Annotated in this window: 32 protein-coding genes; all 32 read right to left on the bottom strand. The window is 41.9% G+C overall.

Annotation, left to right across the window (positions count from 1 at the left end; all coding sequences use genetic code 11):
* Positions 1 to 3: 3 nt before the first annotated feature.
* Positions 4 to 222: a translation initiation factor IF-1 gene (gene infA / locus LG273_RS00870; RefSeq protein WP_010095735.1), complete on the bottom strand. Its 219-nt coding sequence runs from the start codon at positions 220 to 222 to the stop codon at positions 4 to 6.
* Entirely contained in the window at positions 200 to 535 is a 336-nt protein-coding gene (locus LG273_RS00865; RefSeq protein WP_379560363.1) for a KOW motif-containing protein, read from the bottom strand. Before LG273_RS00865 ends, infA begins: the two co-directional genes overlap by 23 nt.
* A 183-nt stretch (positions 536 to 718) precedes the next feature.
* Complete coding sequence (locus tag LG273_RS00860; RefSeq protein WP_379560364.1) at positions 719 to 1,363, bottom strand: adenylate kinase; 645 nt, start codon at positions 1,361 to 1,363, stop codon at positions 719 to 721.
* 34 nt (positions 1,364 to 1,397) lie between these two features.
* Positions 1,398 to 2,690, bottom strand: coding sequence for a preprotein translocase subunit SecY (gene secY / locus LG273_RS00855; RefSeq protein ID WP_379560365.1), 1,293 nt, complete (start codon positions 2,688 to 2,690; stop codon positions 1,398 to 1,400).
* Entirely contained in the window at positions 2,690 to 3,130 is a 441-nt protein-coding gene (gene rplO / locus LG273_RS00850; RefSeq protein ID WP_042225501.1) for a 50S ribosomal protein L15, read from the bottom strand. Before rplO ends, secY begins: the two co-directional genes overlap by 1 nt.
* A gap of 31 nt (positions 3,131 to 3,161) precedes the next feature.
* Positions 3,162 to 3,344, bottom strand: coding sequence for a 50S ribosomal protein L30 (rpmD, locus tag LG273_RS00845; protein ID WP_379560366.1), 183 nt, complete (start codon positions 3,342 to 3,344; stop codon positions 3,162 to 3,164).
* 13 nt (positions 3,345 to 3,357) lie between these two features.
* The gene (rpsE, locus tag LG273_RS00840; RefSeq protein WP_404457069.1) at positions 3,358 to 3,858 is read right to left on the bottom strand and encodes a 30S ribosomal protein S5; all 501 of its coding nucleotides are present in this window, start codon (positions 3,856 to 3,858) and stop codon (positions 3,358 to 3,360) included.
* Positions 3,859 to 3,881: 23 nt separating this feature from the next.
* Complete coding sequence (rplR, locus tag LG273_RS00835; protein ID WP_379560369.1) at positions 3,882 to 4,244, bottom strand: 50S ribosomal protein L18; 363 nt, start codon at positions 4,242 to 4,244, stop codon at positions 3,882 to 3,884.
* A 32-nt stretch (positions 4,245 to 4,276) separates the two neighbouring features.
* The gene (gene rplF, locus LG273_RS00830) at positions 4,277 to 4,813 is read right to left on the bottom strand and encodes a 50S ribosomal protein L6 (protein WP_379560371.1); all 537 of its coding nucleotides are present in this window, start codon (positions 4,811 to 4,813) and stop codon (positions 4,277 to 4,279) included.
* A gap of 30 nt (positions 4,814 to 4,843) precedes the next feature.
* Complete coding sequence (gene rpsH / locus LG273_RS00825) at positions 4,844 to 5,242, bottom strand: 30S ribosomal protein S8 (protein ID WP_042225496.1); 399 nt, start codon at positions 5,240 to 5,242, stop codon at positions 4,844 to 4,846.
* A gap of 29 nt (positions 5,243 to 5,271) precedes the next feature.
* Positions 5,272 to 5,457 carry a type Z 30S ribosomal protein S14 gene (locus LG273_RS00820; protein ID WP_019375521.1) on the bottom strand — a complete coding sequence of 62 codons (186 nt, stop codon included), beginning with the start codon at positions 5,455 to 5,457 and terminating at the stop codon, positions 5,272 to 5,274.
* A 29-nt stretch (positions 5,458 to 5,486) separates the two neighbouring features.
* Positions 5,487 to 6,026: a 50S ribosomal protein L5 gene (rplE, locus tag LG273_RS00815; RefSeq protein ID WP_379560372.1), complete on the bottom strand. Its 540-nt coding sequence runs from the start codon at positions 6,024 to 6,026 to the stop codon at positions 5,487 to 5,489.
* Positions 6,027 to 6,053: 27 nt separating this feature from the next.
* Complete coding sequence (gene rplX / locus LG273_RS00810; RefSeq protein ID WP_379560373.1) at positions 6,054 to 6,365, bottom strand: 50S ribosomal protein L24; 312 nt, start codon at positions 6,363 to 6,365, stop codon at positions 6,054 to 6,056.
* 35 nt (positions 6,366 to 6,400) lie between these two features.
* Positions 6,401 to 6,769, bottom strand: coding sequence for a 50S ribosomal protein L14 (gene rplN / locus LG273_RS00805; protein WP_379560374.1), 369 nt, complete (start codon positions 6,767 to 6,769; stop codon positions 6,401 to 6,403).
* 42 nt (positions 6,770 to 6,811) lie between these two features.
* A complete protein-coding gene (gene rpsQ / locus LG273_RS00800) occupies positions 6,812 to 7,075 on the bottom strand; it encodes a 30S ribosomal protein S17 (RefSeq protein ID WP_036578661.1) in 264 nt (87 codons plus the stop codon).
* Positions 7,076 to 7,101: 26 nt separating this feature from the next.
* Entirely contained in the window at positions 7,102 to 7,302 is a 201-nt protein-coding gene (gene rpmC / locus LG273_RS00795; protein ID WP_036578662.1) for a 50S ribosomal protein L29, read from the bottom strand.
* Positions 7,292 to 7,726, bottom strand: a complete 435-nt coding sequence (gene rplP / locus LG273_RS00790; protein ID WP_019375527.1) for a 50S ribosomal protein L16 — start codon at positions 7,724 to 7,726, stop codon at positions 7,292 to 7,294. Before rplP ends, rpmC begins: the two co-directional genes overlap by 11 nt.
* An 18-nt stretch (positions 7,727 to 7,744) precedes the next feature.
* Positions 7,745 to 8,386, bottom strand: a complete 642-nt coding sequence (rpsC, locus tag LG273_RS00785; RefSeq protein ID WP_036578666.1) for a 30S ribosomal protein S3 — start codon at positions 8,384 to 8,386, stop codon at positions 7,745 to 7,747.
* A 3-nt stretch (positions 8,387 to 8,389) separates the two neighbouring features.
* Positions 8,390 to 8,731: a 50S ribosomal protein L22 gene (gene rplV, locus LG273_RS00780; protein WP_036578667.1), complete on the bottom strand. Its 342-nt coding sequence runs from the start codon at positions 8,729 to 8,731 to the stop codon at positions 8,390 to 8,392.
* Positions 8,732 to 8,749: 18 nt separating this feature from the next.
* Complete coding sequence (gene rpsS, locus LG273_RS00775) at positions 8,750 to 9,028, bottom strand: 30S ribosomal protein S19 (RefSeq protein ID WP_379560377.1); 279 nt, start codon at positions 9,026 to 9,028, stop codon at positions 8,750 to 8,752.
* A 58-nt stretch (positions 9,029 to 9,086) separates the two neighbouring features.
* Positions 9,087 to 9,917 (bottom strand): 50S ribosomal protein L2, encoded by an 831-nt coding sequence (gene rplB / locus LG273_RS00770; protein WP_379560378.1) that lies wholly within the window; start codon positions 9,915 to 9,917, stop codon positions 9,087 to 9,089.
* A gap of 31 nt (positions 9,918 to 9,948) precedes the next feature.
* Positions 9,949 to 10,236, bottom strand: a complete 288-nt coding sequence (gene rplW / locus LG273_RS00765) for a 50S ribosomal protein L23 (protein ID WP_404457063.1) — start codon at positions 10,234 to 10,236, stop codon at positions 9,949 to 9,951.
* Entirely contained in the window at positions 10,236 to 10,859 is a 624-nt protein-coding gene (gene rplD / locus LG273_RS00760; RefSeq protein WP_379560380.1) for a 50S ribosomal protein L4, read from the bottom strand. The genes rplW and rplD overlap by 1 nt, the downstream gene beginning before the upstream one ends.
* 26 nt (positions 10,860 to 10,885) lie before the next feature.
* Entirely contained in the window at positions 10,886 to 11,515 is a 630-nt protein-coding gene (gene rplC / locus LG273_RS00755; protein ID WP_404457061.1) for a 50S ribosomal protein L3, read from the bottom strand.
* Between the two features lie 30 nt (positions 11,516 to 11,545).
* Positions 11,546 to 11,854 (bottom strand): 30S ribosomal protein S10, encoded by a 309-nt coding sequence (gene rpsJ, locus LG273_RS00750; RefSeq protein WP_036578675.1) that lies wholly within the window; start codon positions 11,852 to 11,854, stop codon positions 11,546 to 11,548.
* A gap of 276 nt (positions 11,855 to 12,130) precedes the next feature.
* Positions 12,131 to 12,538: a hypothetical protein gene (locus LG273_RS00745; RefSeq protein ID WP_404457058.1), complete on the bottom strand. Its 408-nt coding sequence runs from the start codon at positions 12,536 to 12,538 to the stop codon at positions 12,131 to 12,133.
* Between the two features lie 91 nt (positions 12,539 to 12,629).
* The gene (tuf, locus tag LG273_RS00740; protein WP_379560383.1) at positions 12,630 to 13,820 is read right to left on the bottom strand and encodes an elongation factor Tu; all 1,191 of its coding nucleotides are present in this window, start codon (positions 13,818 to 13,820) and stop codon (positions 12,630 to 12,632) included.
* Positions 13,821 to 13,940: 120 nt separating this feature from the next.
* The gene (fusA, locus tag LG273_RS00735) at positions 13,941 to 16,019 is read right to left on the bottom strand and encodes an elongation factor G (protein ID WP_404457056.1); all 2,079 of its coding nucleotides are present in this window, start codon (positions 16,017 to 16,019) and stop codon (positions 13,941 to 13,943) included.
* A gap of 41 nt (positions 16,020 to 16,060) precedes the next feature.
* Entirely contained in the window at positions 16,061 to 16,531 is a 471-nt protein-coding gene (gene rpsG, locus LG273_RS00730) for a 30S ribosomal protein S7 (protein ID WP_379560386.1), read from the bottom strand.
* A gap of 48 nt (positions 16,532 to 16,579) precedes the next feature.
* Positions 16,580 to 16,993 (bottom strand): 30S ribosomal protein S12, encoded by a 414-nt coding sequence (gene rpsL / locus LG273_RS00725; RefSeq protein WP_379560387.1) that lies wholly within the window; start codon positions 16,991 to 16,993, stop codon positions 16,580 to 16,582.
* 149 nt (positions 16,994 to 17,142) lie between these two features.
* The gene (locus LG273_RS00720; protein WP_379560388.1) at positions 17,143 to 17,394 is read right to left on the bottom strand and encodes a 50S ribosomal protein L7ae-like protein; all 252 of its coding nucleotides are present in this window, start codon (positions 17,392 to 17,394) and stop codon (positions 17,143 to 17,145) included.
* Positions 17,395 to 17,608: 214 nt separating this feature from the next.
* Positions 17,609 to 21,229 (bottom strand): DNA-directed RNA polymerase subunit beta', encoded by a 3,621-nt coding sequence (rpoC, locus tag LG273_RS00715; RefSeq protein WP_379560389.1) that lies wholly within the window; start codon positions 21,227 to 21,229, stop codon positions 17,609 to 17,611.
* Positions 21,230 to 21,392: the final 163 nt, after the last annotated feature.

The following is a 21,392-nucleotide window of genomic DNA, read 5'->3' as shown; positions in this document are numbered from 1 at the left end:
CGCTTATTTATAACGGTACGTAATTCGTCCTCTAGTTAAATCATACGGAGAAAGTTCCACCGTTACTTTATCACCTGGCAGAATGCGGATGAAATGCATACGAATCTTGCCTGAAACGTGGGCCAAGACCGTATGACCATTTTCAAGCTCTACATTAAACATAGCATTCGGCAATGTTTCGGTTACGGTACCTTCAACTTCAATTACATCGTCTTTCGCCATCGTGTTGATCTCCCTTCTTCAAATCAGTCACAACTTCATTGATAAATTTAGCTATGGCAAACCGTAGTTTACCATTTGTGACACGACCAGTTTCTAGAAGGCTTTTCTGGACTTCAGGAGAGATGTAGTCCATAACTTCAATATGATGCAAATTCTTTTTCTTTGGCCGATCATATTTACGTTTTTCCCCATCTGCAAGCAAGACATACCGATCTTCAAGTATTTTGATAACAACCGCATATTGTCCCGCTTCCCGTCCTTGCATAATACGAACAACTTGACCTATTAGCGGAATCGAATCATCTTCGTTCAACAACGATCACCTTCACTTAGGCTATAGTTTATACTGCCACCCCACTAACTAGGGGTTATCGCTTATCCAATCCTGTGTCACCTAACTCAGAAGTAATGCACGTTCTCATGATTACTCCATTTTATTATAACTATTCATCCAACGGAATGCATCCGTTGGCTTTACAACAGGTATAATAAAAGATTATTTTTCGATCTTCGTTTGAATATCTTCAAAAACCTGATCTATATCCTGATCACCGTCTACAGATACAAGGTATCCTTTGTCTTTATAAAAGTCCAATAACGGCTGTGTCTGCTTTATATTAACTGCCAAACGGTTTTTCACTGTTTCGGCCTGATCATCTTCTCGCTGAATTAACTTGGAACCATCTTTATCACAAATTCCTTCGACCTTAGGTGGGTTGTAAAGAACGTGATAAGTTGCTCCACATGTTGGACAAACTCTACGACCCGTTAGACGCTCCACTAATTTTTCTTCTGGTACATCTACATGCAGTACATAGTCAATGGATTGATCCAAATCGGAAAGAATGTCTTGCAAGGCTTCTGCCTGGGCAGTGTTTCTTGGGAAACCATCCAACAAGAAACCGTCCTGACAATCTGCTTTACTTAGGCGCTCTTTCACAATCCCGATTGTTACTTCATCCGGAACAAGCTCACCTTGATCCATATATTCTTTAGCTTTCTTGCCTAGGTCAGTACCCTCTTTTATAGCTAATCGGAACATATCTCCTGTTGAAATATGAGGGATGTTATATTTTTCGTTTATCTTTTCGGCCTGAGTACCTTTTCCGGCACCAGGAAGACCCATTAAAATCAAATTCAACAAATTTCCCCTCACTCTCATTGGCAGCAGCATCCTACTTGATAAAACCTTTGTAGTGTCGTTTAACCAACTGGCTCTCCAGCTGCTTCATTGTCTGTAAAGCTACTCCAACCACGATTAGTAAGCTTGTGCCGCCGATTTGTACTGAGGTAGGTAAATCTGCCAGCCCACCCAATAATATAGGGAGCACAGAAACAGCCGCTAGGAATAGTGCACCGACAAAAGTTAAACGATACATCACGCGTGTTAAATACGTTTCAGTATTGTTACCAGGTCGGATACCTGGAATGTAACCGCCTTGTTTCTGTAAATTGTCAGCCATTTGTTCAGGGTTAACCTGGACAAAAGTATAGAAATATGTGAAGGCAATAATTAGCGCCACATATAATGCCATACCAATAGGCTGTGTATAGTCAAAGATCGTTACGATCGTTTGTGCTACTTGGCTTCCTTCAAAGAAGTTAGCTACCGTACTTGGTGCAACCATAAATGCTATCGCAAAGATTACCGGGATAACTCCAGCAGCATTTACTTTTAACGGTAAATGTGTTGAATGCCCGCCAACCGGTGAGCGATTAACAAGTTTTTTTGCATATTGAATTGGTATTTTACGAAGTGCCTGCTGGATGAAGATAACTCCAACCGTTACAGCCACAACTACCAAAGCAATCAAGGTAACAATTACAATATTAATAAACAAATCATCACCAGGGTTAACAAAATACTGGCTGTAAAGCTGCTGAACCCCGTTTGGTACCGCTGCTACGATACCTGCAAAGATGATAATGGAGATTCCATTCCCTACACCATTTGCTGTGATCTGTTCTCCTAACCACATTAAAAATGCAGTACCACTAGTAAGAACAACCGCAATGATAAGAAATGTTAGCACATTTGGATCTGTAATTAGCATTCCGCCTGCCATTGCGTTAAAACCTATGGACATCGCAATTGCCTGAATAAAGGCCAAAACGATCGTACCATAACGCGTGATTTGTGCCAACTTCTTACGTCCTGCATCACCTTGTTTTTTCCACTCGGCAAATTTAGGAACAACATCCATCTGCAATAGCTGCATAATAATAGACGCTGTAATATATGGCATAATTCCCATGGCAAAAATGGAGAAGTTTTGCAGGGCTCCTCCACCAAATGTGTTCAAGAAACCAAATACATTCTGTGAGTTCATGAAATCAATTGCTTGCTTATCTGTATAAGGCACTGGAATAAATGTGCCTAGACGGAAGACAACCAACATCAACAATGTGAAGATTATTTTCCGTCTAATGTCACCTACGCGCATAAAATTGGAGATTGTACGGAACATTAGATCACCTCGGTTTTACCGCCCGCCGCCTCAATCGCTTCAACTGCAGAAGCTGAGAACTTATGAGCTTTTACTGTAAGTTTTTTCTCGATAGCACCTTTGCCAAGTACTTTAATACCTGCATTAAGCTTGCTTACGACACCTTCTTCAAGTAATAGCTCAGGTGTAATTTCTGTGCCGTCTTCAAAACGATTTAGCGCATCTAAGTTCACAATAGTAAATTCTTTACGGTGAATGTTTGTGAATCCACGTTTCGGTAAACGTTGGAATAAAGGCATTTGACCACCTTCAAAGCCTGGACGAGTACCGCCGCCTGAACGTGCTTTTTGTCCTTTGTGTCCACGGCCGGATGTTTTTCCGTTACCAGATGACATTCCACGACCTACACGGTTGCGATTTGTGCGTGTTCCTTCTGATGGCTTCAATTCATGAAGTTTCATTTGAGCACCTCCTCTTTATGCAATTATATAATTAAACTTCTTTAACCGCTAATAGATGAGATACTTTGTTGACCATACCGCGAACGGCTGGTGTATCTTCACGTACTACGGATTGGCGAATTTTCTTTAGTCCCAATGCTTGAACAGTTTTCTTTTGTACATCTGTTCCACCGATAACACTACGCGTGAGGGTGATTTCTAATTTTTTAGACATAACAGTTCCCTCCTTATCCTAACAGTTCTCCCACAGACTTTCCACGTAGTTTTGCTACGTCTTCTGCGCGCTTTAAGTTTGTTAAGCCGTTTAATGTTGCACGAATCATGTTGATAGGTGTATTTGAACCAAGTGATTTAGTCAAGATATCACCCACACCTGCAAGTTCAAGGATGGCACGAACCGGACCACCAGAGATAACTCCAGTACCCTCTGCAGCAGGTTTCATTAACACATTACCAGAACCAAAACGTCCATGAATCTGATGAGGAATTGTAGTTCCGACGATCGGTACTGTAATCAGATTTTTCTTCGCATCATCAACTGCTTTTTTAATTGCTTCAGGTACTTCTTGTGCTTTACCAGTACCAAATCCTACATGGCCATTTTTATCACCGACTACTACTAAAGCTGCAAAGCGGAAACGACGTCCACCTTTAACTACTTTTGCAACACGGTTGACCGTAACAACACGTTCTTCAAGATCTAATTTGTTCGGATCGATGTTTGACATCTTGTATGTCCCTCCTTTATCGATTAAAATTCAAGACCTGCCTCACGGGCAGCATCTGCTAATGCTTTTACACGTCCATGATAAAGGTAGCCTCCGCGATCGAATACAACCGATTTGTAACCTTTATCCTGGGCACGTTTTGCGATTAATTCTCCGATTTTAACAGCTGCATCCAAGTTGCTTGTTGAATCAACATTAAGATCATTTTCTTTTGTTGAAGCACTTGCGATGGTTACGCCGTTAATGTCATCAATTACTTGCACATAGATGTGTTTATTTGAACGATACACGTTTAGACGTGGACGTTGCTCTGTACCAGAAACGCTCTTACGTACACGTGCGTGTCTTCTTTTACGTACAATATTCTTGTCAGGCTTTGTGATCATTTAGGTCACTCCTTTCTGCTCCCTAACTAGTCTTACTTAGCAGTTTTACCTTCTTTACGACGTACATATTCACCTTCGTAGCGAATACCTTTTCCTTTATAAGGCTCAGGTGGTCTGATTGCTCTGATATTGGAAGCAACTGCACCAACAAGCTCCTTATCAATTCCTTTAACAATAACTTGTGTGTTTTTAGGAACATCAATTTCAATACCGTCAATTGGATCTAGTTCAACTGGGTGTGAGTAACCAGCGTTAATCACAACTTTGTTTCCTTGTTTTTGTGCACGGTAACCAACCCCGATGATCTCAAGAGATTTCTCGAATCCTTTGCTTACACCTTCAACCATGTTGTTGATCAAACTACGAGTAGTTCCGTGTAAGGCACGGTGGTCTTTATGGTCACTTGGACGTGCAATTGTAATAACGTTATCTTCAATATTAATTTCCATATCTTGGTGTACGTTTCTTGCTAACTCACCTTTAGGTCCTTTTACAGACACTGTAGTACCGTTAAGCTTAACCTCTACACCTTCTGGAATTTCAATCGGCTTAAGTCCTATACGAGACATTCCATACACCTCCTCATCAAAAAATGTTAATTACCAAACGTATGCTAGAACTTCGCCACCAACAGCTTGTGAACGTGCTTCTTTATCTGAAAGCACACCTTTTGATGTTGAGACGATAGCAATACCTAAACCGTTAAGTACGCGAGGTACTTCATCAGCTTTAGCGTAAACACGCAGTCCTGGCTTACTAATACGTTTGATACCTGTAATTACGCGCTCTTCATTCGTACCGTATTTAAGGAAAATACGCAAAACACCTTGTTTGTTATCTTCAACAAACTCGTAATCTGATACGAAACCTTCACGTTTAAGGATGTCAGCGATCTCCTTCTTCATTGTTGAAGCCGGAAGCTCTAACTTTTCATGGCGTACCATGTTAGCATTACGAATACGAGTTAGCATATCTGCAATTGGATCTGTCATAACCATTACTAATTACCTCCTTCCCGAATCGGGGTTTACCAGCTTGCTTTTTTGACACCAGGAATTTGACCTTTGTAGGCAAGTTCACGGAAACAAATACGGCAAAGTTTAAATTTACGGATTACAGAATGTGGACGGCCACAACGTTCGCAACGTGTATATTCACGTACTTGATATTTTTGTGGACGTTTTTGTTTCGCAATCATTGATTTTTTAGCCACAATTTTCCCTCCTTGTACTAGCTCTTAGCTTATTTTTGGAAAGGCATGCCTAGCTGAGCTAAAAGTTCACGGGCTTCTTCGTCAGTATTGGAAGACGTTACGATAACGATATCCATACCACGTACCTTGTTCACTTTATCATAATTAATTTCCGGGAATATTAGCTGTTCTTTTACACCTAATGTATAGTTTCCACGACCATCAAAAGCTTTTTTAGAGATACCACGGAAGTCACGTACACGTGGAAGTGATACTGCAATTAGCTTTTGAAGGAATTCGTACATACGCTCACCGCGAAGGGTTACTTTTGCACCGATCGGCATTCCTTCACGAAGGCGGAAACCAGCGATTGATTTCTTAGCACGAGTGATCATTGGTTTTTGACCAGAAATTAACGCAAGCTCTTCAACAGCGCTATCTAATGCTTTAGAGTTTTGAACTGCATCACCGACACCCATGTTGATAACGATTTTATCAACAGCAGGTACCTGCATTACAGAATCATAATTAAATTTATTCATCAAAGATGGTGATACTTCATCTTGGTATTTTCTTTTTAATTCATTCATCAATGTCGCCCTCCTTTCGTCGCTAAATTATTTATCTATTGCTTCACCGGATTTTTTAGCGATGCGGACTTTCTTTCCGTCACGTACTTCATACCCAACGCGAGTTGGTTCACCGGATTTAGGATCTATTGGCATTACGTTAGAAGCGTGAATTGGAGCTTCTTGGTTAAGGATTCCACCTTGTGGATTCTCCTGGGAAGGTTTCGCATGTTTTTTCACCATGTTAATGCCTTCTACAAGAACGCGTTCCTTAGCTGGACTCACTTCTAGGATTGTGCCTTCTTTACCACGGTCTTTGCCGGATATTACTTTTACTTTATCACCTTTTTTTACATGCATGCTTGACGCACCTCCTTGCAAGGCTAAATTTTAGCTTATAAAACTTCTGGAGCTAGAGATACGATTTTCATGAATTTTGCATCACGTAATTCACGTGCAACTGGTCCGAAGATACGAGTACCTCGTGGACTTTTGTCATCACGGATAATTACCGCTGCATTTTCATCAAAACGAATGTACGATCCATCTTTACGACGCGCACCAGATTTACTACGTACGATGACAGCTTTAACAACTTCACCTTTTTTGACAACGCCTCCTGGTGTTGCTTGTTTGACAGTACAAACAATTACATCACCAATATTGGCAGTTTTACGGCCAGATCCGCCTAACACTTTAATGGTTAAGACTTCACGTGCACCAGAGTTATCTGCAACTTTCAAGCGAGTTTCCTGTTGAATCATATCGCTGTGACCTCCCTTCGGATACCTTCCGAGCGAACTTTATTATATAATTACCGCTTCTTCAACGACTTCAACCAAACGGAAGCGTTTAGTTGCTGATAGCGGACGAGTTTCCATGATACGTACAACATCGCCTGTTTTAGCTTGGTTGTTCTCATCATGTGTTTTGAACTTTTTAGAGTACTTTACACGCTTACCGTATAGTTTATGAAACTTGTATGTTTCGACTAATACTGTAATTGTTTTATCCATTTTGTCTGAAACAACACGGCCTGTATATACTTTACGATCATTACGTTCAGTCATTCGAGGCTAACCTCCTCTATAGATTTCTAGTTATTTACGCTAACTTCGCGTTGGCGTACTACTGTTTTCATGCGAGCAATTGACTTTCTTACTTCACGAATACGAGCAGTGTTTTCCAGTTGACCAGTTGCAAGCTGGAAGCGCAAATTAAATAGTTCTTCTTTTAATGATTTAACTTTTTGTTCAATTTCGGCAGTGGTTAGTTCTCTAATTTCATTAGCCTTCATTGCTTTCACCACCAATTTCTTCACGTTTTACGAATTTAGTTTTAATCGGCAGTTTGTGAGAAGCAAGACGTAATGCTTCACGAGCAACCTCTTCGGAAACCCCTGCGATTTCAAACATGATTTTTCCTGGTTTTACTACTGCTACCCATCCTTCTGGAGCACCTTTACCGGAACCCATTCGAACTTCTAGGGGTTTTGCAGTGTATGGTTTATCAGGAAAGATTTTAATCCAAACTTTACCGCCACGTTTCATATAACGAGTCATTGCAATACGGGCAGCTTCAATCTGACGACTAGTGATCCAAGATGCTTCTGTTGCCTGCAGGCCGTATTCACCAAAAGCTACTGTTGTACCGCCTTTTGCTTGGCCTCTCATTTTACCACGATGTTGTCTACGATATTTCACGCGTTTAGGCATTAACATAATGCATTGCCCCCTTCCTTATTTGTTTGATTTAGTTGGAAGGACTTCCCCACGATAGATCCACACTTTAACACCTAATTTACCGTAAGTTGTATCTGCTTCAGCTGTACCATAGTCGATATCAGCACGCAATGTGTGTAGTGGTACTGTTCCTTCACTATAATGTTCCGCACGAGCGATATCTGCTCCACCAAGACGTCCGGAAACTTGTGTTTTAATTCCTTTAGCTCCTCCGCGCATTGCACGTTGAATGGATTGCTTCTGTGCACGACGGAATGAGATACGGTTTTCTAATTGACGAGCAATGTTTTCAGCAACAAGTGTTGCATCAAGATCTACTTTCTTGATTTCAACGATGTTGATGTGAACTCGTTTACCAGTCAAGCTGTTCAATGATTTACGTAGAGCTTCTACTTCAGAACCGCCTTTACCAATTACCATCCCTGGTTTCCCAGTGTGAATAGTGATGTTTACGCGATTAGCTGCACGCTCGATGTCGATAGAAGAAACAGCAGCAATACGCAAACGGTTTTCAAGATATTCTCTGATTTTAATATCTTCGTGTAGTAAGTCTGCATAGTCTTTGCCAGCATACCACTTTGACTCCCAGTCTTTAATGATGCCGACGCGAAGACCCGTTGGATTTACTTTTTGACCCACTGACTATCCCTCCTTCTTTTCTGTTACAACCACTGTGATGTGGCTTGTGCGTTTGTTTATTTTACTTGCACGTCCTTGTGCACGTGGACGGAAACGTTTCAATGTAGCACCTTCATTTACAAATGCTTCGGAAATCACTAGATTGTCCGGATCCATTTCGTAGTTGTGTTCTGCGTTTGCGATAGCAGACTTCAAAACCTTCTCTACGACTGGAGAAGCACCGCGTTGTGTGTGGCGTAGAATTGCAACTGCTTCGCCAACGTTTTTTCCTCGAATTAAATCAACGACTAATCGTACTTTACGAGGAGCAATACGAACCGATTTCGCCATGGCTTTAGCTTGCATACTTAGTGCCTCCTCTCATTAGCGTTTAGTTTTCTTATCATCGCCAGCATGCCCTTTATACGTGCGAGTTGGCGCGAATTCACCTAGTTTATGACCCACCATGTCTTCTGTAATATAAACAGGTACGTGTTTACGTCCATCATATACAGCAACAGTGTGACCAACAAAAGTAGGGAAAATTGTTGAACGACGTGACCAGGTTTTTACTACCTGTTTCTTGTCATCTTCATTTAATTTCTCGATCTTTGACAATAGATGGTCATCTGCAAAAGGTCCTTTTTTCAAGCTACGACCCATGGATAAACCTCCTTCCGCAATTGAGAGACGGGTGTAATATCCCGTCCACTACTTTTGATTATTTTTTACGTTTACGAACGATATATTTATCAGTCGGCTTGTTACGTTTACGAGTTTTGTAACCAAGTGTAGGTTTGCCCCATGGTGACATTGGTGATTTACGTCCGATTGGTGCACGTCCTTCACCACCACCGTGTGGGTGATCGTTAGGGTTCATTACAGAACCACGAACTGTAGGGCGTTTGCCTAACCAGCGAGAACGACCAGCTTTACCAATACGTACAAGCTCATGTTCTAAGTTTCCAACCTGGCCAACAGTTGCGCGGCAAGTTGTAAGAATCAAGCGAACTTCACCTGATGCTAAACGAACAAGTGTGTACTTTTCTTCACGACCAAGAATTTGTGCCTCAGCACCAGCAGAACGAGCTAATTGACCACCGCGTCCTGGTTTTAATTCAACGTTATGAATGATTGTACCAACTGGAATGTTAGCTAGTGGAAGTGCGTTACCTACTTTGATATCCGCATCTACACCAGATTCAATTTTTTGATCTACTTTTAGTCCTTTTGGAGCTAAAATGTAGCGTTTTTCCCCATCAGCGTAATGAATTAATGCAATGTTAGCTGAACGGTTTGGATCATACTCAATAGTAGCAACGCGTCCTGGTATACCATCTTTATCGCGTTTGAAGTCGATAATACGGTAATGACGCTTATGACCGCCACCTTGATGACGAACAGTTAGTTTCCCTTGGTTGTTACGACCGCCACGTTTGTATAGTGGGCTTAAAAGGGATTTCTCTGGAGTGTCTGTAGTGATTTCCGCGAAATCAGATACTGACATATTACGTCTTCCGTTTGACGTTGGTTTGAATTTTTTAATCGCCATCTTGTTTTCCCTCCTTCTCGAGATTTTCTAGTTAACCTTCAAAAATATCCAGTTCTTTACTGTCTTCTGAAAGTTGAACGATAGCTTTTTTGCGGTCTGGACGGTAACCACCGTATCTACCCATCCGCTTGAATTTACCTTTAAGGTTCAATGTGTTAACTTTTTCAACTTTAACGCCAAAAACAACTTCGATAGCATTTTTAATCTCTGTCTTGTTGGCTTTTGTACTTACTTCAAACGTGTATTTCTTTTGTTCCATTAAGTCAGCAGAATTCTCTGTAATGACAGGGCGCTTAATAATATCACGTGGATCTTTCATTATGCAAGCACCTCCCCTGCTTTTTCAGCTGCATCCTTCGTTAGGATCAGCTTGTCATGCGTAAGCAAATCTAGGACATTTACTTCTTCTACAGTTAGTACTTTAACTGATTGAAGATTGTTAGCGGAACGGATAACCGTTTCGTCTTTATCAGCAGTGACGATCAATGCTTTTGTCTCTACGTTAAGAGCTTGAAGCATGTTCACTACTTCTTTTGTTTTAGGAACTTCCATCGCTAGGCTTTCTAATACTACTAGATTTTCTTCTTGTACTTTAGAAGAAAGTGCAGATCTTAGTGCTAGACGACGTACCTTTTTAGGTAGTTTGTAGCTATAGCTGCGTGGTGTTGGACCAAATACAGTTCCGCCACCTACCCATTGTGGAGAGCGAATGGAACCTTGACGCGCACGACCTGTTCCTTTTTGACGCCATGGTTTACGACCACCACCGCGTACGTCAGAACGACCTTTAACAGCATGAGTTCCTTGACGCAAAGATGCGCGTTGCATTACTACTGCTTCATGTAAAACATGTGTGTTTGGCTCGATTCCAAATACGGAATCATTTAATTCCAAATCACCAGCTTGTGAACCGTCTTGTTTAAATAGTGCTACTTTAGGCATGACATATCCTCCCTTCGTGTGTGTGATTAGTTAGCCTTTATTACACTCGTAACTTTTACGAATGATTTTTTTGCACCTGGTACATTACCTTTAATTAATAGCAGGTTGCGTTCAGCATCCACGCTAACAACTTCAAGGTTTTGAATTGTTACTTGTGTTCCACCCATTTGACCTGGCAGTGGACGTCCTTTGAAAACACGCATTGGGTCAACTGCTCCTAGAGAACCAGGGCTTCTGTGGTAGTGAGAACCATGGGACATCGGTCCACGTTGTTGATTGTGGCGCTTGATAGAACCTTGGAATCCTTTCCCTTTCGTTGTACCTGTTACGTCGATTTTGTCTCCTGCTTGAAAAATTTCAACGCTGATTTCTTGACCAACCTCGTGTTCGCCAAGGTTCGCGTCACGGATTTCACGAACGTAGCGCTTAGGGGCTGTGTTTGCTTTGTCAGCATGGCCTTTTTCCGCTTTGTTAGTACGTGATCCTTTTTCATCAGCAAAACCGATTTGCAGTGCTTCATAGCCATCATTTTCTAATGTTCTTTTCTGCAGAACTACGTTTGGCTCAGCTTGAATTACAGTCACAGGTACTAATTCACCAGTTTCAGAAAATAGCTGAGTCATGCCGATTTTACGACCTAAGATTCCTTTCGTCATCCGTTACACCTCCTATAGTAAAACATTTATTTATAGTTTAATTTCAATATCAACACCAGATGGTAAGTCAAGACGCATTAGTGAATCGACAGTTTGTGGTGTTGGGTTAACAATATCGATAAGACGTTTATGTGTACGCATTTCGAATTGCTCACGTGAATCCTTGTACTTGTGCACCGCACGTAGTACTGTGTAAACTGATCTTTCTGTAGGTAATGGAATCGGACCAGACACACTAGCACCTGAACGTTTCGCAGTATCTACGATTTTCTCAGCTGATTGATCTAAAATACGGTGATCATAAGCTTTCAAACGAATTCTAATCTTCTCTTTTGCCATTATTTTCCCTCCTTCTCGCCCATATTATTATAGACATTCTCCACGAAAATATCTCGACAACCCGCCATGGCAAAGGGGCCGGGTGTGCCAACAACCTTCCGCTTCATCGCCTTTGATGACCAACATTCTTATTATATAGAATTTGGGTGGTCATTGCAACCCCTTTTGTGAAAAACATTCATTGGGTCGCACATCTATGTATTATACTAACTATCACTAGTAAAATCAAGGGTGTGTGGGAATTCTCTTTATTAACATTTGGGGAGTTGATCTGATTTAAGGATTAGGGGTTTTATTTGGAGTGGGGTTTGGATGATTGGATGTTGTGTTTGGTTGATTGGGTGTTGCGTTTGGTTGTTTAGCTCTTGCATGGGGTTGATTGAACGCCGCATTTGGTTGATTCGCTACTGCGTGAGGTTGATTAGGTGCTGCGCTTGGTCGATTGAACGCCGCATGGGGTTGATTAGCTGCTGCGTTCGGTCGATTGACCGCTGCATGGGGTTGATTGAACGCTGCGTTTGGTCGATTGGATAGCTCATGGGGTTGATTAGCTGCTGCGCTTGGTCGATTGAACGCCGCATGGGGTTGATTAGCTGCTGCGTTTGGTCGATTGACCGCTGCATGGGGTTGATTAGCTGGTACGCGTGGTTGATTGACCGTCACACATGGTCGATTGGTTGCCACGTCGCTTTTGGTTATTGAATTATTACCTCCCCGCACACAAAAATACATAAAAAAAGACTGCGCACGGAGCGCAGCCTTTTCGGTATTGTTATTATTGGTTGATAGAAGATACAACACCAGATCCAACAGTACGTCCACCCTCACGGATAGAGAAACGAGTACCGTCTTCGATAGCGATTGGTGAAATCAACTCAACAGTCATTTCGATGTTATCGCCAGGCATTACCATTTCAACACCTTCTGGAAGTTGAATAACGCCAGTTACGTCAGTTGTACGGAAGTAGAACTGTGGACGATAGTTACCGAAGAATGGAGTGTGACGTCCACCTTCTTCTTTTGATAGTACGTAAACTTCAGCTTTGAAGTTAGTGTGTGGAGTGATAGAACCTGGCTTTGCAAGTACTTGTCCACGGTTGATGTCTTCACGTGCTACACCACGTAGAAGTGCACCAATGTTGTCTCCAGCTTCTGCATAGTCAAGAAGCTTACGGAACATTTCAACACCAGTTACAGTAGTTTTAGAAGCTTCTTCGTTAAGACCGATGATTTCAACTTCGTCCCCTACTTTAACTTCTCCACGCTCAACACGGCCTGTTGCTACAGTACCACGACCAGTGATAGAGAATACGTCCTCAACTGGCATCATGAATGGTTTGTCTTTGTCGCGGTCTGGAGTTGGGATGTACTCGTCAACAGCGTCCATAAGTTCAACGATTTTTGCTTCGTAGTCTGCATCGCCTTCGATAGCTTTAAGTGCAGAACCTTTGATTACTGGTACGTCATCACCAGGGAAGTCGTATTCAGTTAATAGGTCACGTACTTCCATTTCAACTAGCTCAAGAAGCTCTTCGTCGTCAACCATATCAGTTTTGTTAAGGAAAACAACGATAGAAGGTACACCTACGTTACGAGAAAGTAGGATGTGCTCACGAGTTTGTGGCATTGGACCATCTGCAGCAGATACTACTAGGATAGCTCCGTCCATTTGTGCAGCACCAGTGATCATGTTTTTAACATAGTCAGCGTGACCTGGGCAGTCAACGTGTGCATAGTGACGAGTATCAGTTTCATATTCTACGTGAGAAGTCGCGATTGTGATTCCACGCTCTTTTTCTTCTGGTGCGTTATCAATTTGGTCATATGCCATTTGAGTACCTTTACCAGATTTTTTGTGCATTACGATTGTAATAGCAGCAGTTAGAGTAGTTTTACCATGGTCAACGTGTCCGATAGTACCAACGTTTACGTGACTTTTTGAGCGATCAAACTTTTCTTTACCCATTTATAGTTCCTCCTTTAAATAAATAAAAGTATTTGTAGAATTTATGTGTAGCTAAGAAACAACGCTAGATTATTTCTTAGCCTTCACTAAAGTTATACTTTAGTTACAGGAAAAAATCAATTATTCACCTGTATTTTTCTTGATAATTTCTTCAGAGATGCTTTTCGGTACTTCTTCATAGTGATCGAAATGCATTGTGAAGACACCGCGTCCTTGCGTGTTAGAACGTAATGCAGTTGCATAACCGAACATTTCAGATAAAGGAACGAATCCTCTAACCACCTGTGCAGTTCCACGTGCTTCCATTCCTTCTACACGGCCACGTCGGCTTGTTACGTCACCCATGATATCTCCAAGGTATTCCTCAGGGATAACAATTTCTACTTTAGCGATTGGCTCAAGTAAAACTGGGTTACATTTGTTTTTCGCCGCTTTAAGTGCCATTGATCCAGCAATCTTAAACGCCATTTCGTTTGAATCCACATCATGGTAGCTTCCATCGTATAGAGATGCTTTCACATCGATTAGTGGATAGCCAGCTAATACACCATTTTCCATCGCTTCTTCAATACCTGCTTCAACAGAACCGATGTATTCACGTGGTACCACACCACCAACAATTTTGTTTTCAAATTCAAAGCCGGCGCCTTCTTCGTTTGGCTCAAATTTAACCCAAACGTGCCCGTACTGTCCACGACCACCAGACTGACGTACGAATTTACCTTCGACTTCAGCTGCTGCACGGAATGTTTCACGGTATGCCACTTGTGGCGCACCAACATTCGCTTCTACTTTGAATTCACGCTTTAGACGGTCAACAATGATATCAAGGTGAAGCTCACCCATACCTGAGATAATCGTTTGACCAGTTTCAGCGTTTGTTTCTGTTCTGAAAGTAGGATCCTCTTCAGCTAGTTTACCTAAAGCAATAGCCATTTTGTCCTGGTCGGCTTTTGTTTTAGGTTCAATAGCTACGCCAATTACCGGCTCTGGGAAGTCCATGGATTCTAGGATAACAGAATCCTTTTCATCACAAAGTGTATCACCAGTTGTTGTATCTTTAAGACCAACAGCTGCAGCAATTTCACCAGAATAAACTCTTGAAATCTCTTCACGAGAGTTGGCGTGCATCTGTAGGATACGACCGACACGTTCGCGTTTGTCTTTCACAGAGTTTTTCACATAAGAACCAGAGTCTAAAGTTCCAGAGTATACGCGGAAGAATGTTAACTTACCTACGAATGGATCTGTCATTACTTTAAATGCTAGTGCAGAGAAAGGTGCGCTATCATCTGACGGGCGAGTTACTTTCTCTTCTGTTTGAGGGATAATCCCTTCAATAGCAGCAACATCAGTTGGTGCTGGAAGATAGTCGATAACACCATCAAGCATTAATTGAACACCTTTGTTTTTGAAAGCTGATCCACAGAACACTGGGTAGAATTCTACGTCAAGTGTTCCTTGACGAATTGCGTTTTTCAATTCTTCGTTAGAGATTTCTTCTCCTTCTAAGAATTTCATCATTAGCTCTTCATCAAGCTCAGACACAGCTTCAATAAGGCTAGCACGTAGCTCTTCTGCTTTTTCTTTGTACTCGGCAGGAATCTCACGAGACTCTGCTTTTGTACCAAGATCATCAAGATAGAAGTGAGCTTCCATGTTTACAAGGTCAATGATACCTTCGAAGTCATCTTCAGCACCAATTGGTAATTGTACTGGGTGTGCATTTGCACCAAGACGATCTTTCAAAGTGCCTGTAGAATAAAGGAAGTCTGCACCGAGTTTATCCATTTTGTTAATGAATACAATTCTTGGTACGCCATACGTTGTAGCCTGACGCCAAACTGTTTCTGTTTGTGGTTCAACACCTGATTGAGCATCTAGAACCGTAACGGCACCATCAAGTACGCGTAGGGAACGCTCAACCTCTACAGTGAAGTCTACGTGTCCAGGTGTATCAATAATGTTGATACGGTGGTCTTTCCATGCAGCAGTTGTCGCAGCGGATGTAATTGTAATTCCGCGCTCTTGTTCCTGCTCCATCCAGTCCATTTGAGAAGCACCTTCATGTGTTTCACCAATCTTATGAATACGTCCTGTGTAGAAAAGAATACGCTCAGTAGTAGTGGTTTTACCTGCATCAATGTGTGCCATAATTCCAATATTACGCGTCTTTTCCAAGGAGAACTCTCTAGCCATGTATTCTTCTCCTTCCTAAAATAAGGTATAGTTTGTGTAACTTACCAACGGTAGTGAGCGAATGCTTTGTTCGCTTCCGCCATTTTGTGCATTTCTTCGCGACGTTTTACTGAAGCTCCTGTGTTGTTTGAAGCATCCAGAATTTCGTTAGCAAGACGTTCTTCCATTGTCTTTTCTCCGCGTAGGCGAGAATAGTTAACGATGTAACGTAGTCCTAGAGCCTGACGGCGTTCTGGGCGAACCTCCATCGGTACTTGGTAGTTTGATCCACCAACACGACGTGCGCGTACTTCTAGTACAGGCATTACGTTTTTCATAGCTTGTTCAAATACTTCCATAGCGTTTTGGCCGCTTCTCTCACTTACAAGTTCAAATGCATTGTAGAGAATTTTTTGTGCAATTCCGCGCTTACCATCAATCATGATCTGGTTGATTAAGCGAGTCACAAGTTTTGAATTATAAAGTGGATCTGGCAAGACATCGCGCTTAGGTACTGGTCCTTTACGTGGCATATGTCCTCCTCCTTTCCTATCTATGATCATGCGAGACGTGCGTCACGCTTATTTTTTAGGTCTTTTCGTACCGTATTTAGAACGGCCTTGGGAACGACCTTCAACTCCTGCAGTATCAAGTGCTCCACGAACAATGTGATAACGCACACCAGGTAAGTCTTTTACACGTCCACCACGAAGCAATACAACACTGTGCTCCTGTAGATTGTGTCCAATTCCTGGGATATATGCAGTTACCTCCATGTTGTTAGAAAGACGAACACGCGCATATTTACGAAGTGCAGAGTTCGGTTTCTTTGGAGTAAGTGTACCCACACGTGTACAAACCCCACGTTTTTGTGGAGAGTTTTGGTCAGTTAGTTTCTTTTGGAAACTGTTGTAGCCTTTGTTAAGTGCTGGAGAGTCAGACTTTTTAGGCTTGCTCACACGACCTTTACGTACTAGTTGGTTAATAGTTGGCATTTTGTTTTCCTCCCTTCCGGATTAATAATAGTCATAAAATAAACTGGCAACAACCTCTGTAAAGATGGTTGTTTGTAATACCACACAGCCAGGTGGTTCATCTTTTGGCAAAAAACAAAGCTTCAACGATTTTTCATTCGTTAAAACTATTATCTTCTGATCGCTACTGTTGAGGCGCCCACTTCAATACCGCAAGCTGCACCTAGCTTTTTCATTGAATCTACTCGCTGACAAGGTATTCCAAGTTCATCTGCTAAACTTGCAACCTTTTGCGTTATTTGCCTGTCAGCGTCATCAGCCACCACAACTTCACTTATTTCACCATTTTTCATGGCTTTAAGTGTTTGTTTTGTACCGATAACTATCCGTGATTTAACCTGTGCTACTTTTTCATAAGACATCTCATATCCTCCAAAGCAACAAGTGTAATCAGAAGCACCTTGAATATCTTACCATTCACATTTTTTAATGTCAATATGATTTGAAATATTTTTCGGTACTTCTAATCTTCATCCCTTGTTTTTAACCTAAAGGAGCGAGGACCAGTTGCTAGTTACTTGCAACTATCTGTTGTTCTTCTGGCCCTCGGCTTTAAGCATTGGTAAGCTTCCCCTGCTATTGTATGGTTTCTGTTTCTACTGATTCTTCTTCTGTTGTCTCTTGTTCTTCCAGCTCATCAAGAGATGCTTTCACTTTACGGTAACGTTGCATTCCTGTACCTGCTGGAACGAGCTTACCGATGATTACATTCTCTTTCAAGCCAAGAAGTTCATCACGTTTTCCTTTGATCGCTGCATCTGTAAGAACACGAGTTGTTTCCTGGAAGGACGCAGCAGACAAGAAGGAATCTGTTTCAAGAGATGCTTTTGTAATACCAAGCAATACCGGTTTCCCGATTGCTGGCTGTGCTCCCTCGTTCAGTACCGTATGGTTCGCATCGCGGAACTGGTGAATTTCTAGTAATGATCCCGGAAGTACACTTGTATCTCCTGAGTCAACTACTCGAATTTTACGAAGCATTTGGCGAACCATTACCTCGACGTGTTTATCACCAATCTCCACACCTTGCATGCGGTATACGCGTTGTACTTCGCGGAGTAGATAATCCTGCACACCTTCTACACCTTGGATGCGTAGAAGATCTTTTGGATCGACAGAACCTTCTGTAAGTTCCTGTCCAGCAATCACTGTATCTCCAACGCTGACCTTCATACGAGCGTTATAAGGTACTGCGTAAGCGCGTTGCTCTACTTCGCTCTGCACGATGATTTCTTGTTTATCTTTTACTTCTTTAATTTCTTGAACTGTACCATGAACTTCACTGATTACAGCCTGACCTTTTGGATTACGTGCTTCAAACAGCTCTTGGATACGCGGTAGACCTTGTGTAATATCGTCTCCCGCAACCCCACCTGTATGGAAGGTACGCATTGTTAGCTGTGTACCTGGCTCACCGATAGATTGTGCTGCAATAATTCCTACTGCTTCACCAACCTCCACATCGGCTCCAGTTGCAAGGTTACGACCATAACATTTTTGACATACGCCATGTTTTGTATTACATGTGAATGCTGTACGGATTGTAACTTCTTCGATACCAGCTTCAATGATTTGCTTCGCCTGGTCTTCTGAAATCAATTCGTTATGCTCTACAATAACGTCATTAGTTTCAGGGTGTTTTACAGTATGGAAAGCAGTACGTCCAATTAGACGGTCAAGTAATGGTTCAATTACTTCTGAGCCATCTGTTAAGGCAGAAACTGTTAAGCCTCTATCTGTACCACAATCATCTTCACGGACAATAACATCTTGGGCTACATCAACGAGACGACGGGTCAAGTAACCTGAGTCCGCTGTTTTCAGAGCCGTATCGGCAAGACCTTTACGTGCACCGTGAGTTGAAATAAAGTACTCAAGAACCGTAAGTCCTTCACGGAAACTTGATTTAATCGGTAATTCAATGATCTTACCAGCCGGGTTGGCCATTAGACCACGCATACCAGCAAGCTGCGTGAAGTTAGATGCGTTACCCCTTGCTCCTGAATCACTCATCATGAAGATAGGGTTACGATTGCTTAGTGAGCTCATCAGTTTTTCCTGGATATTATCCTTCGCCTGAGACCAGACAGCAATAACTCTGTCGTAGCGTTCTTCCTCTGTAATTAAACCACGACGGAATTGTTTTAGGACATTATCCACTTTCTTCTGAGCTTCTTCAAGAATCGTTTGCTTCTCTGCTAATACCACGATGTCAGAAATACCAACCGTCATACCTGCTTTTGTAGAATAGCTGAATCCTAGATCCTTCATTCTATCAAGCATTTTAGACGTTTCACTGATCTTAAATCGTTTAAAGACTTCCGCGATGATATCACCAAGGAATCCTTTTTTAAACGGCTTAATAATCTCACGTGATTTAATTTCTTCCTTGATATTTGTGCCACTAGCCACAAAGTATTTCTCAGGTGTTTTAACCTCTAAGTTGCTTTGTGTTGGCTCATTAATATAAGGGAACGAGTCAGGAAGGATATTATTAAAAATTAACTTCCCTACCGTTGTGATAAGCAACTGATTGTGTTGCTCAGCTGTAAATGTTTTATTATTCAAGCTTGATGCATGAACGGCAATCCGTGTATGCAGATGTACGTAACCATTTTGATAAGAAAGAACTGCTTCATCAAGATCTTTAAAGACAGCACCTTCTCCAACAGCATCCTCGCGTTCCAGTGTTAGGTAATAGTTTCCTAATACCATATCCTGTGAAGGTGTAACAACTGGTTTTCCATCTTTCGGATTTAGAATGTTTTGTGCTGCAAGCATTAGAATACGGGCTTCTGCTTGTGCTTCAGCAGATAGCGGTACGTGAACAGCCATTTGGTCCCCGTCAAAGTCGGCGTTATATGCTGTACATACGAGCGGGTGTAGACGAATTGCACGTCCCTCTACCAATGTCGGCTCAAACGCCTGAATTCCTAATCTGTGAAGGGTTGGTGCACGGTTAAGCAATACCGGATGCTCCTTGATTACTTCTTCCAATACGTCCCAAACCTCTGGATGGACACGCTCAATTTTCCGCTTAGCAGATTTGATATTGTGCGCTAACCCTTTTTCCACAAGCTCTTTCATGATAAATGGTTTGAAAAGCTCTAGTGCCATTTCCTTTGGCAGACCACACTGGTACATTTTAAGATGTGGACCTACGACGATAACGGAACGACCAGAGTAATCCACACGTTTACCAAGTAAGTTTTGACGGAAACGACCTTGCTTCCCTTTAAGCATGTGTGAAAGGGATTTAAGTGGTCTATTACCAGGACCCGTTACCGGACGTCCACGACGACCATTATCAATTAATGCGTCAACTGCTTCTTGAAGCATACGCTTTTCGTTTTGCACGATAATACTCGGTGCACCAAGATCCAATAGACGTTTAAGTCTGTTGTTACGGTTGATTACACGGCGATATAGATCGTTTAAATCAGAAGTCGCAAAACGACCACCGTCAAGCTGTACCATTGGACGGATTTCTGGTGGAATGACTGGTAGTACATCCAATACCATCCAAGAAGTATCATTTCCAGAATTACGGAACGATTCTAGTACTTCAAGACGTTTAATTGCACGTGTTCTTCTTTGACCTTGAGCTGTTTTTAATTCTTCTTTCATTGCGTCCACTTCTTTTTCCAGGTCGATGTCCTGAAGAAGCTTACGGATCGCTTCAGCTCCCATTTGAGCTTTGAAAGATTTGCCGTACTTGTCATAATAAGCGCGGTATTCTTTTTCTGACAGTAATTGCTTTTTCTCTAATGGTGTATTACCTGTCTCTGTAACAATATACGCAGCAAAGTAGATTACTTCTTCCAATGCCCGTGGTGACATATCAAGCACAAGGCCCATACGGCTTGGAATTCCTTTGAAATACCAAATGTGTGAAACTGGTGCTGCTAATTCAATATGTCCCATGCGCTCACGGCGTACTTTTGCTTTTGTTACTTCCACACCACATCGGTCACAGACAACGCCTTTGTAACGAACCCGTTTGTATTTACCACAATGACATTCCCAGTCCTTCTGTGGTCCGAAAATACGTTCACAAAACAGGCCATCTTTCTCTGGCTTTAATGTCCGATAGTTAATTGTTTCGGGCTTTTTAACCTCACCGTATGACCATGAACGGATCTTTTCTGGTGAAGCCAACCCAATTTTCATATACTCAAAATTATTTACATCTAGCAAGGGGCCTACCTCCCTTTTAGTGTCCAAAAATTTACCACAAGCTTATTTATGCGTTATATATTAGTAAACTAGGCTTACCGCCAAGTCTTTATGGCGGAAGCCTTAGTTGCACTTATGCAGCAGGGAAGTTTTAAACTTTCCTACCTGCGAATAAAAGCGGGGA

This window comes from Oceanobacillus kapialis, from assembly GCF_044790185.1.
Lineage (GTDB): Bacteria > Bacillota > Bacilli > Bacillales > Amphibacillaceae > Oceanobacillus_B > Oceanobacillus_B kapialis.
Note: the sequence above shows the minus strand (reverse complement) of the source record. Positions and strands in the feature narration are given on the sequence as shown.

Excerpts from the sequence above, each read along its gene's own strand:
- rplP (WP_019375527.1), bottom strand. The coding sequence starts at position 7,726 with ATGTTAATGCCTAAACGCGTGAAATATCGTAGACAACATCGTGGTAAA.
- rplW (WP_404457063.1), bottom strand. The coding sequence starts at position 10,236 with ATGAAAGATCCACGTGATATTATTAAGCGCCCTGTCATTACAGAGAAT.
- fusA (WP_404457056.1), bottom strand. The coding sequence starts at position 16,019 with ATGGCTAGAGAGTTCTCCTTGGAAAAGACGCGTAATATTGGAATTATG.
- rplO (WP_042225501.1), bottom strand. The coding sequence starts at position 3,130 with ATGAAACTTCATGAATTGAAGCCATCAGAAGGAACACGCACAAATCGC.
- tuf (WP_379560383.1), bottom strand. The coding sequence starts at position 13,820 with ATGGGTAAAGAAAAGTTTGATCGCTCAAAAAGTCACGTAAACGTTGGT.
- rplC (WP_404457061.1), bottom strand. The coding sequence starts at position 11,515 with ATGACGAAAGGAATCTTAGGTCGTAAAATCGGCATGACTCAGCTATTT.
- rpsE (WP_404457069.1), bottom strand. The coding sequence starts at position 3,858 with ATGTCAAACATCGATCCGAACAAATTAGATCTTGAAGAACGTGTTGTT.
- rpsL (WP_379560387.1), bottom strand. The coding sequence starts at position 16,993 with ATGCCAACTATTAACCAACTAGTACGTAAAGGTCGTGTGAGCAAGCCT.
- rpmC (WP_036578662.1), bottom strand. The coding sequence starts at position 7,302 with ATGAAGGCTAATGAAATTAGAGAACTAACCACTGCCGAAATTGAACAA.
- rplX (WP_379560373.1), bottom strand. The coding sequence starts at position 6,365 with ATGCATGTAAAAAAAGGTGATAAAGTAAAAGTAATATCCGGCAAAGAC.
- rplB (WP_379560378.1), bottom strand. The coding sequence starts at position 9,917 with ATGGCGATTAAAAAATTCAAACCAACGTCAAACGGAAGACGTAATATG.
- rpsJ (WP_036578675.1), bottom strand. The coding sequence starts at position 11,854 with ATGGCAAAAGAGAAGATTAGAATTCGTTTGAAAGCTTATGATCACCGT.
- rplE (WP_379560372.1), bottom strand. The coding sequence starts at position 6,026 with ATGAATGAATTAAAAAGAAAATACCAAGATGAAGTATCACCATCTTTG.
- rplF (WP_379560371.1), bottom strand. The coding sequence starts at position 4,813 with ATGTCTCGTATAGGACTTAAGCCGATTGAAATTCCAGAAGGTGTAGAG.
- rpsG (WP_379560386.1), bottom strand. The coding sequence starts at position 16,531 with ATGCCACGTAAAGGACCAGTACCTAAGCGCGATGTCTTGCCAGATCCA.
- rpsS (WP_379560377.1), bottom strand. The coding sequence starts at position 9,028 with ATGGGTCGTAGCTTGAAAAAAGGACCTTTTGCAGATGACCATCTATTG.
- infA (WP_010095735.1), bottom strand. The coding sequence starts at position 222 with ATGGCGAAAGACGATGTAATTGAAGTTGAAGGTACCGTAACCGAAACA.
- rplN (WP_379560374.1), bottom strand. The coding sequence starts at position 6,769 with ATGATTCAACAGGAAACTCGCTTGAAAGTTGCAGATAACTCTGGTGCA.
- rplD (WP_379560380.1), bottom strand. The coding sequence starts at position 10,859 with ATGCCTAAAGTAGCACTATTTAAACAAGACGGTTCACAAGCTGGTGAT.
- secY (WP_379560365.1), bottom strand. The coding sequence starts at position 2,690 with ATGTTCCGTACAATCTCCAATTTTATGCGCGTAGGTGACATTAGACGG.
- rpmD (WP_379560366.1), bottom strand. The coding sequence starts at position 3,344 with ATGTCTAAAAAATTAGAAATCACCCTCACGCGTAGTGTTATCGGTGGA.
- rplR (WP_379560369.1), bottom strand. The coding sequence starts at position 4,244 with ATGATCACAAAGCCTGACAAGAATATTGTACGTAAAAGAAGACACGCA.
- LG273_RS00720 (WP_379560388.1), bottom strand. The coding sequence starts at position 17,394 with ATGTCTTATGAAAAAGTAGCACAGGTTAAATCACGGATAGTTATCGGT.
- rpsQ (WP_036578661.1), bottom strand. The coding sequence starts at position 7,075 with ATGACTGAACGTAATGATCGTAAAGTATATACAGGCCGTGTTGTTTCA.
- rplV (WP_036578667.1), bottom strand. The coding sequence starts at position 8,731 with ATGCAAGCTAAAGCCATGGCGAAATCGGTTCGTATTGCTCCTCGTAAA.
- rpsH (WP_042225496.1), bottom strand. The coding sequence starts at position 5,242 with ATGGTTATGACAGATCCAATTGCAGATATGCTAACTCGTATTCGTAAT.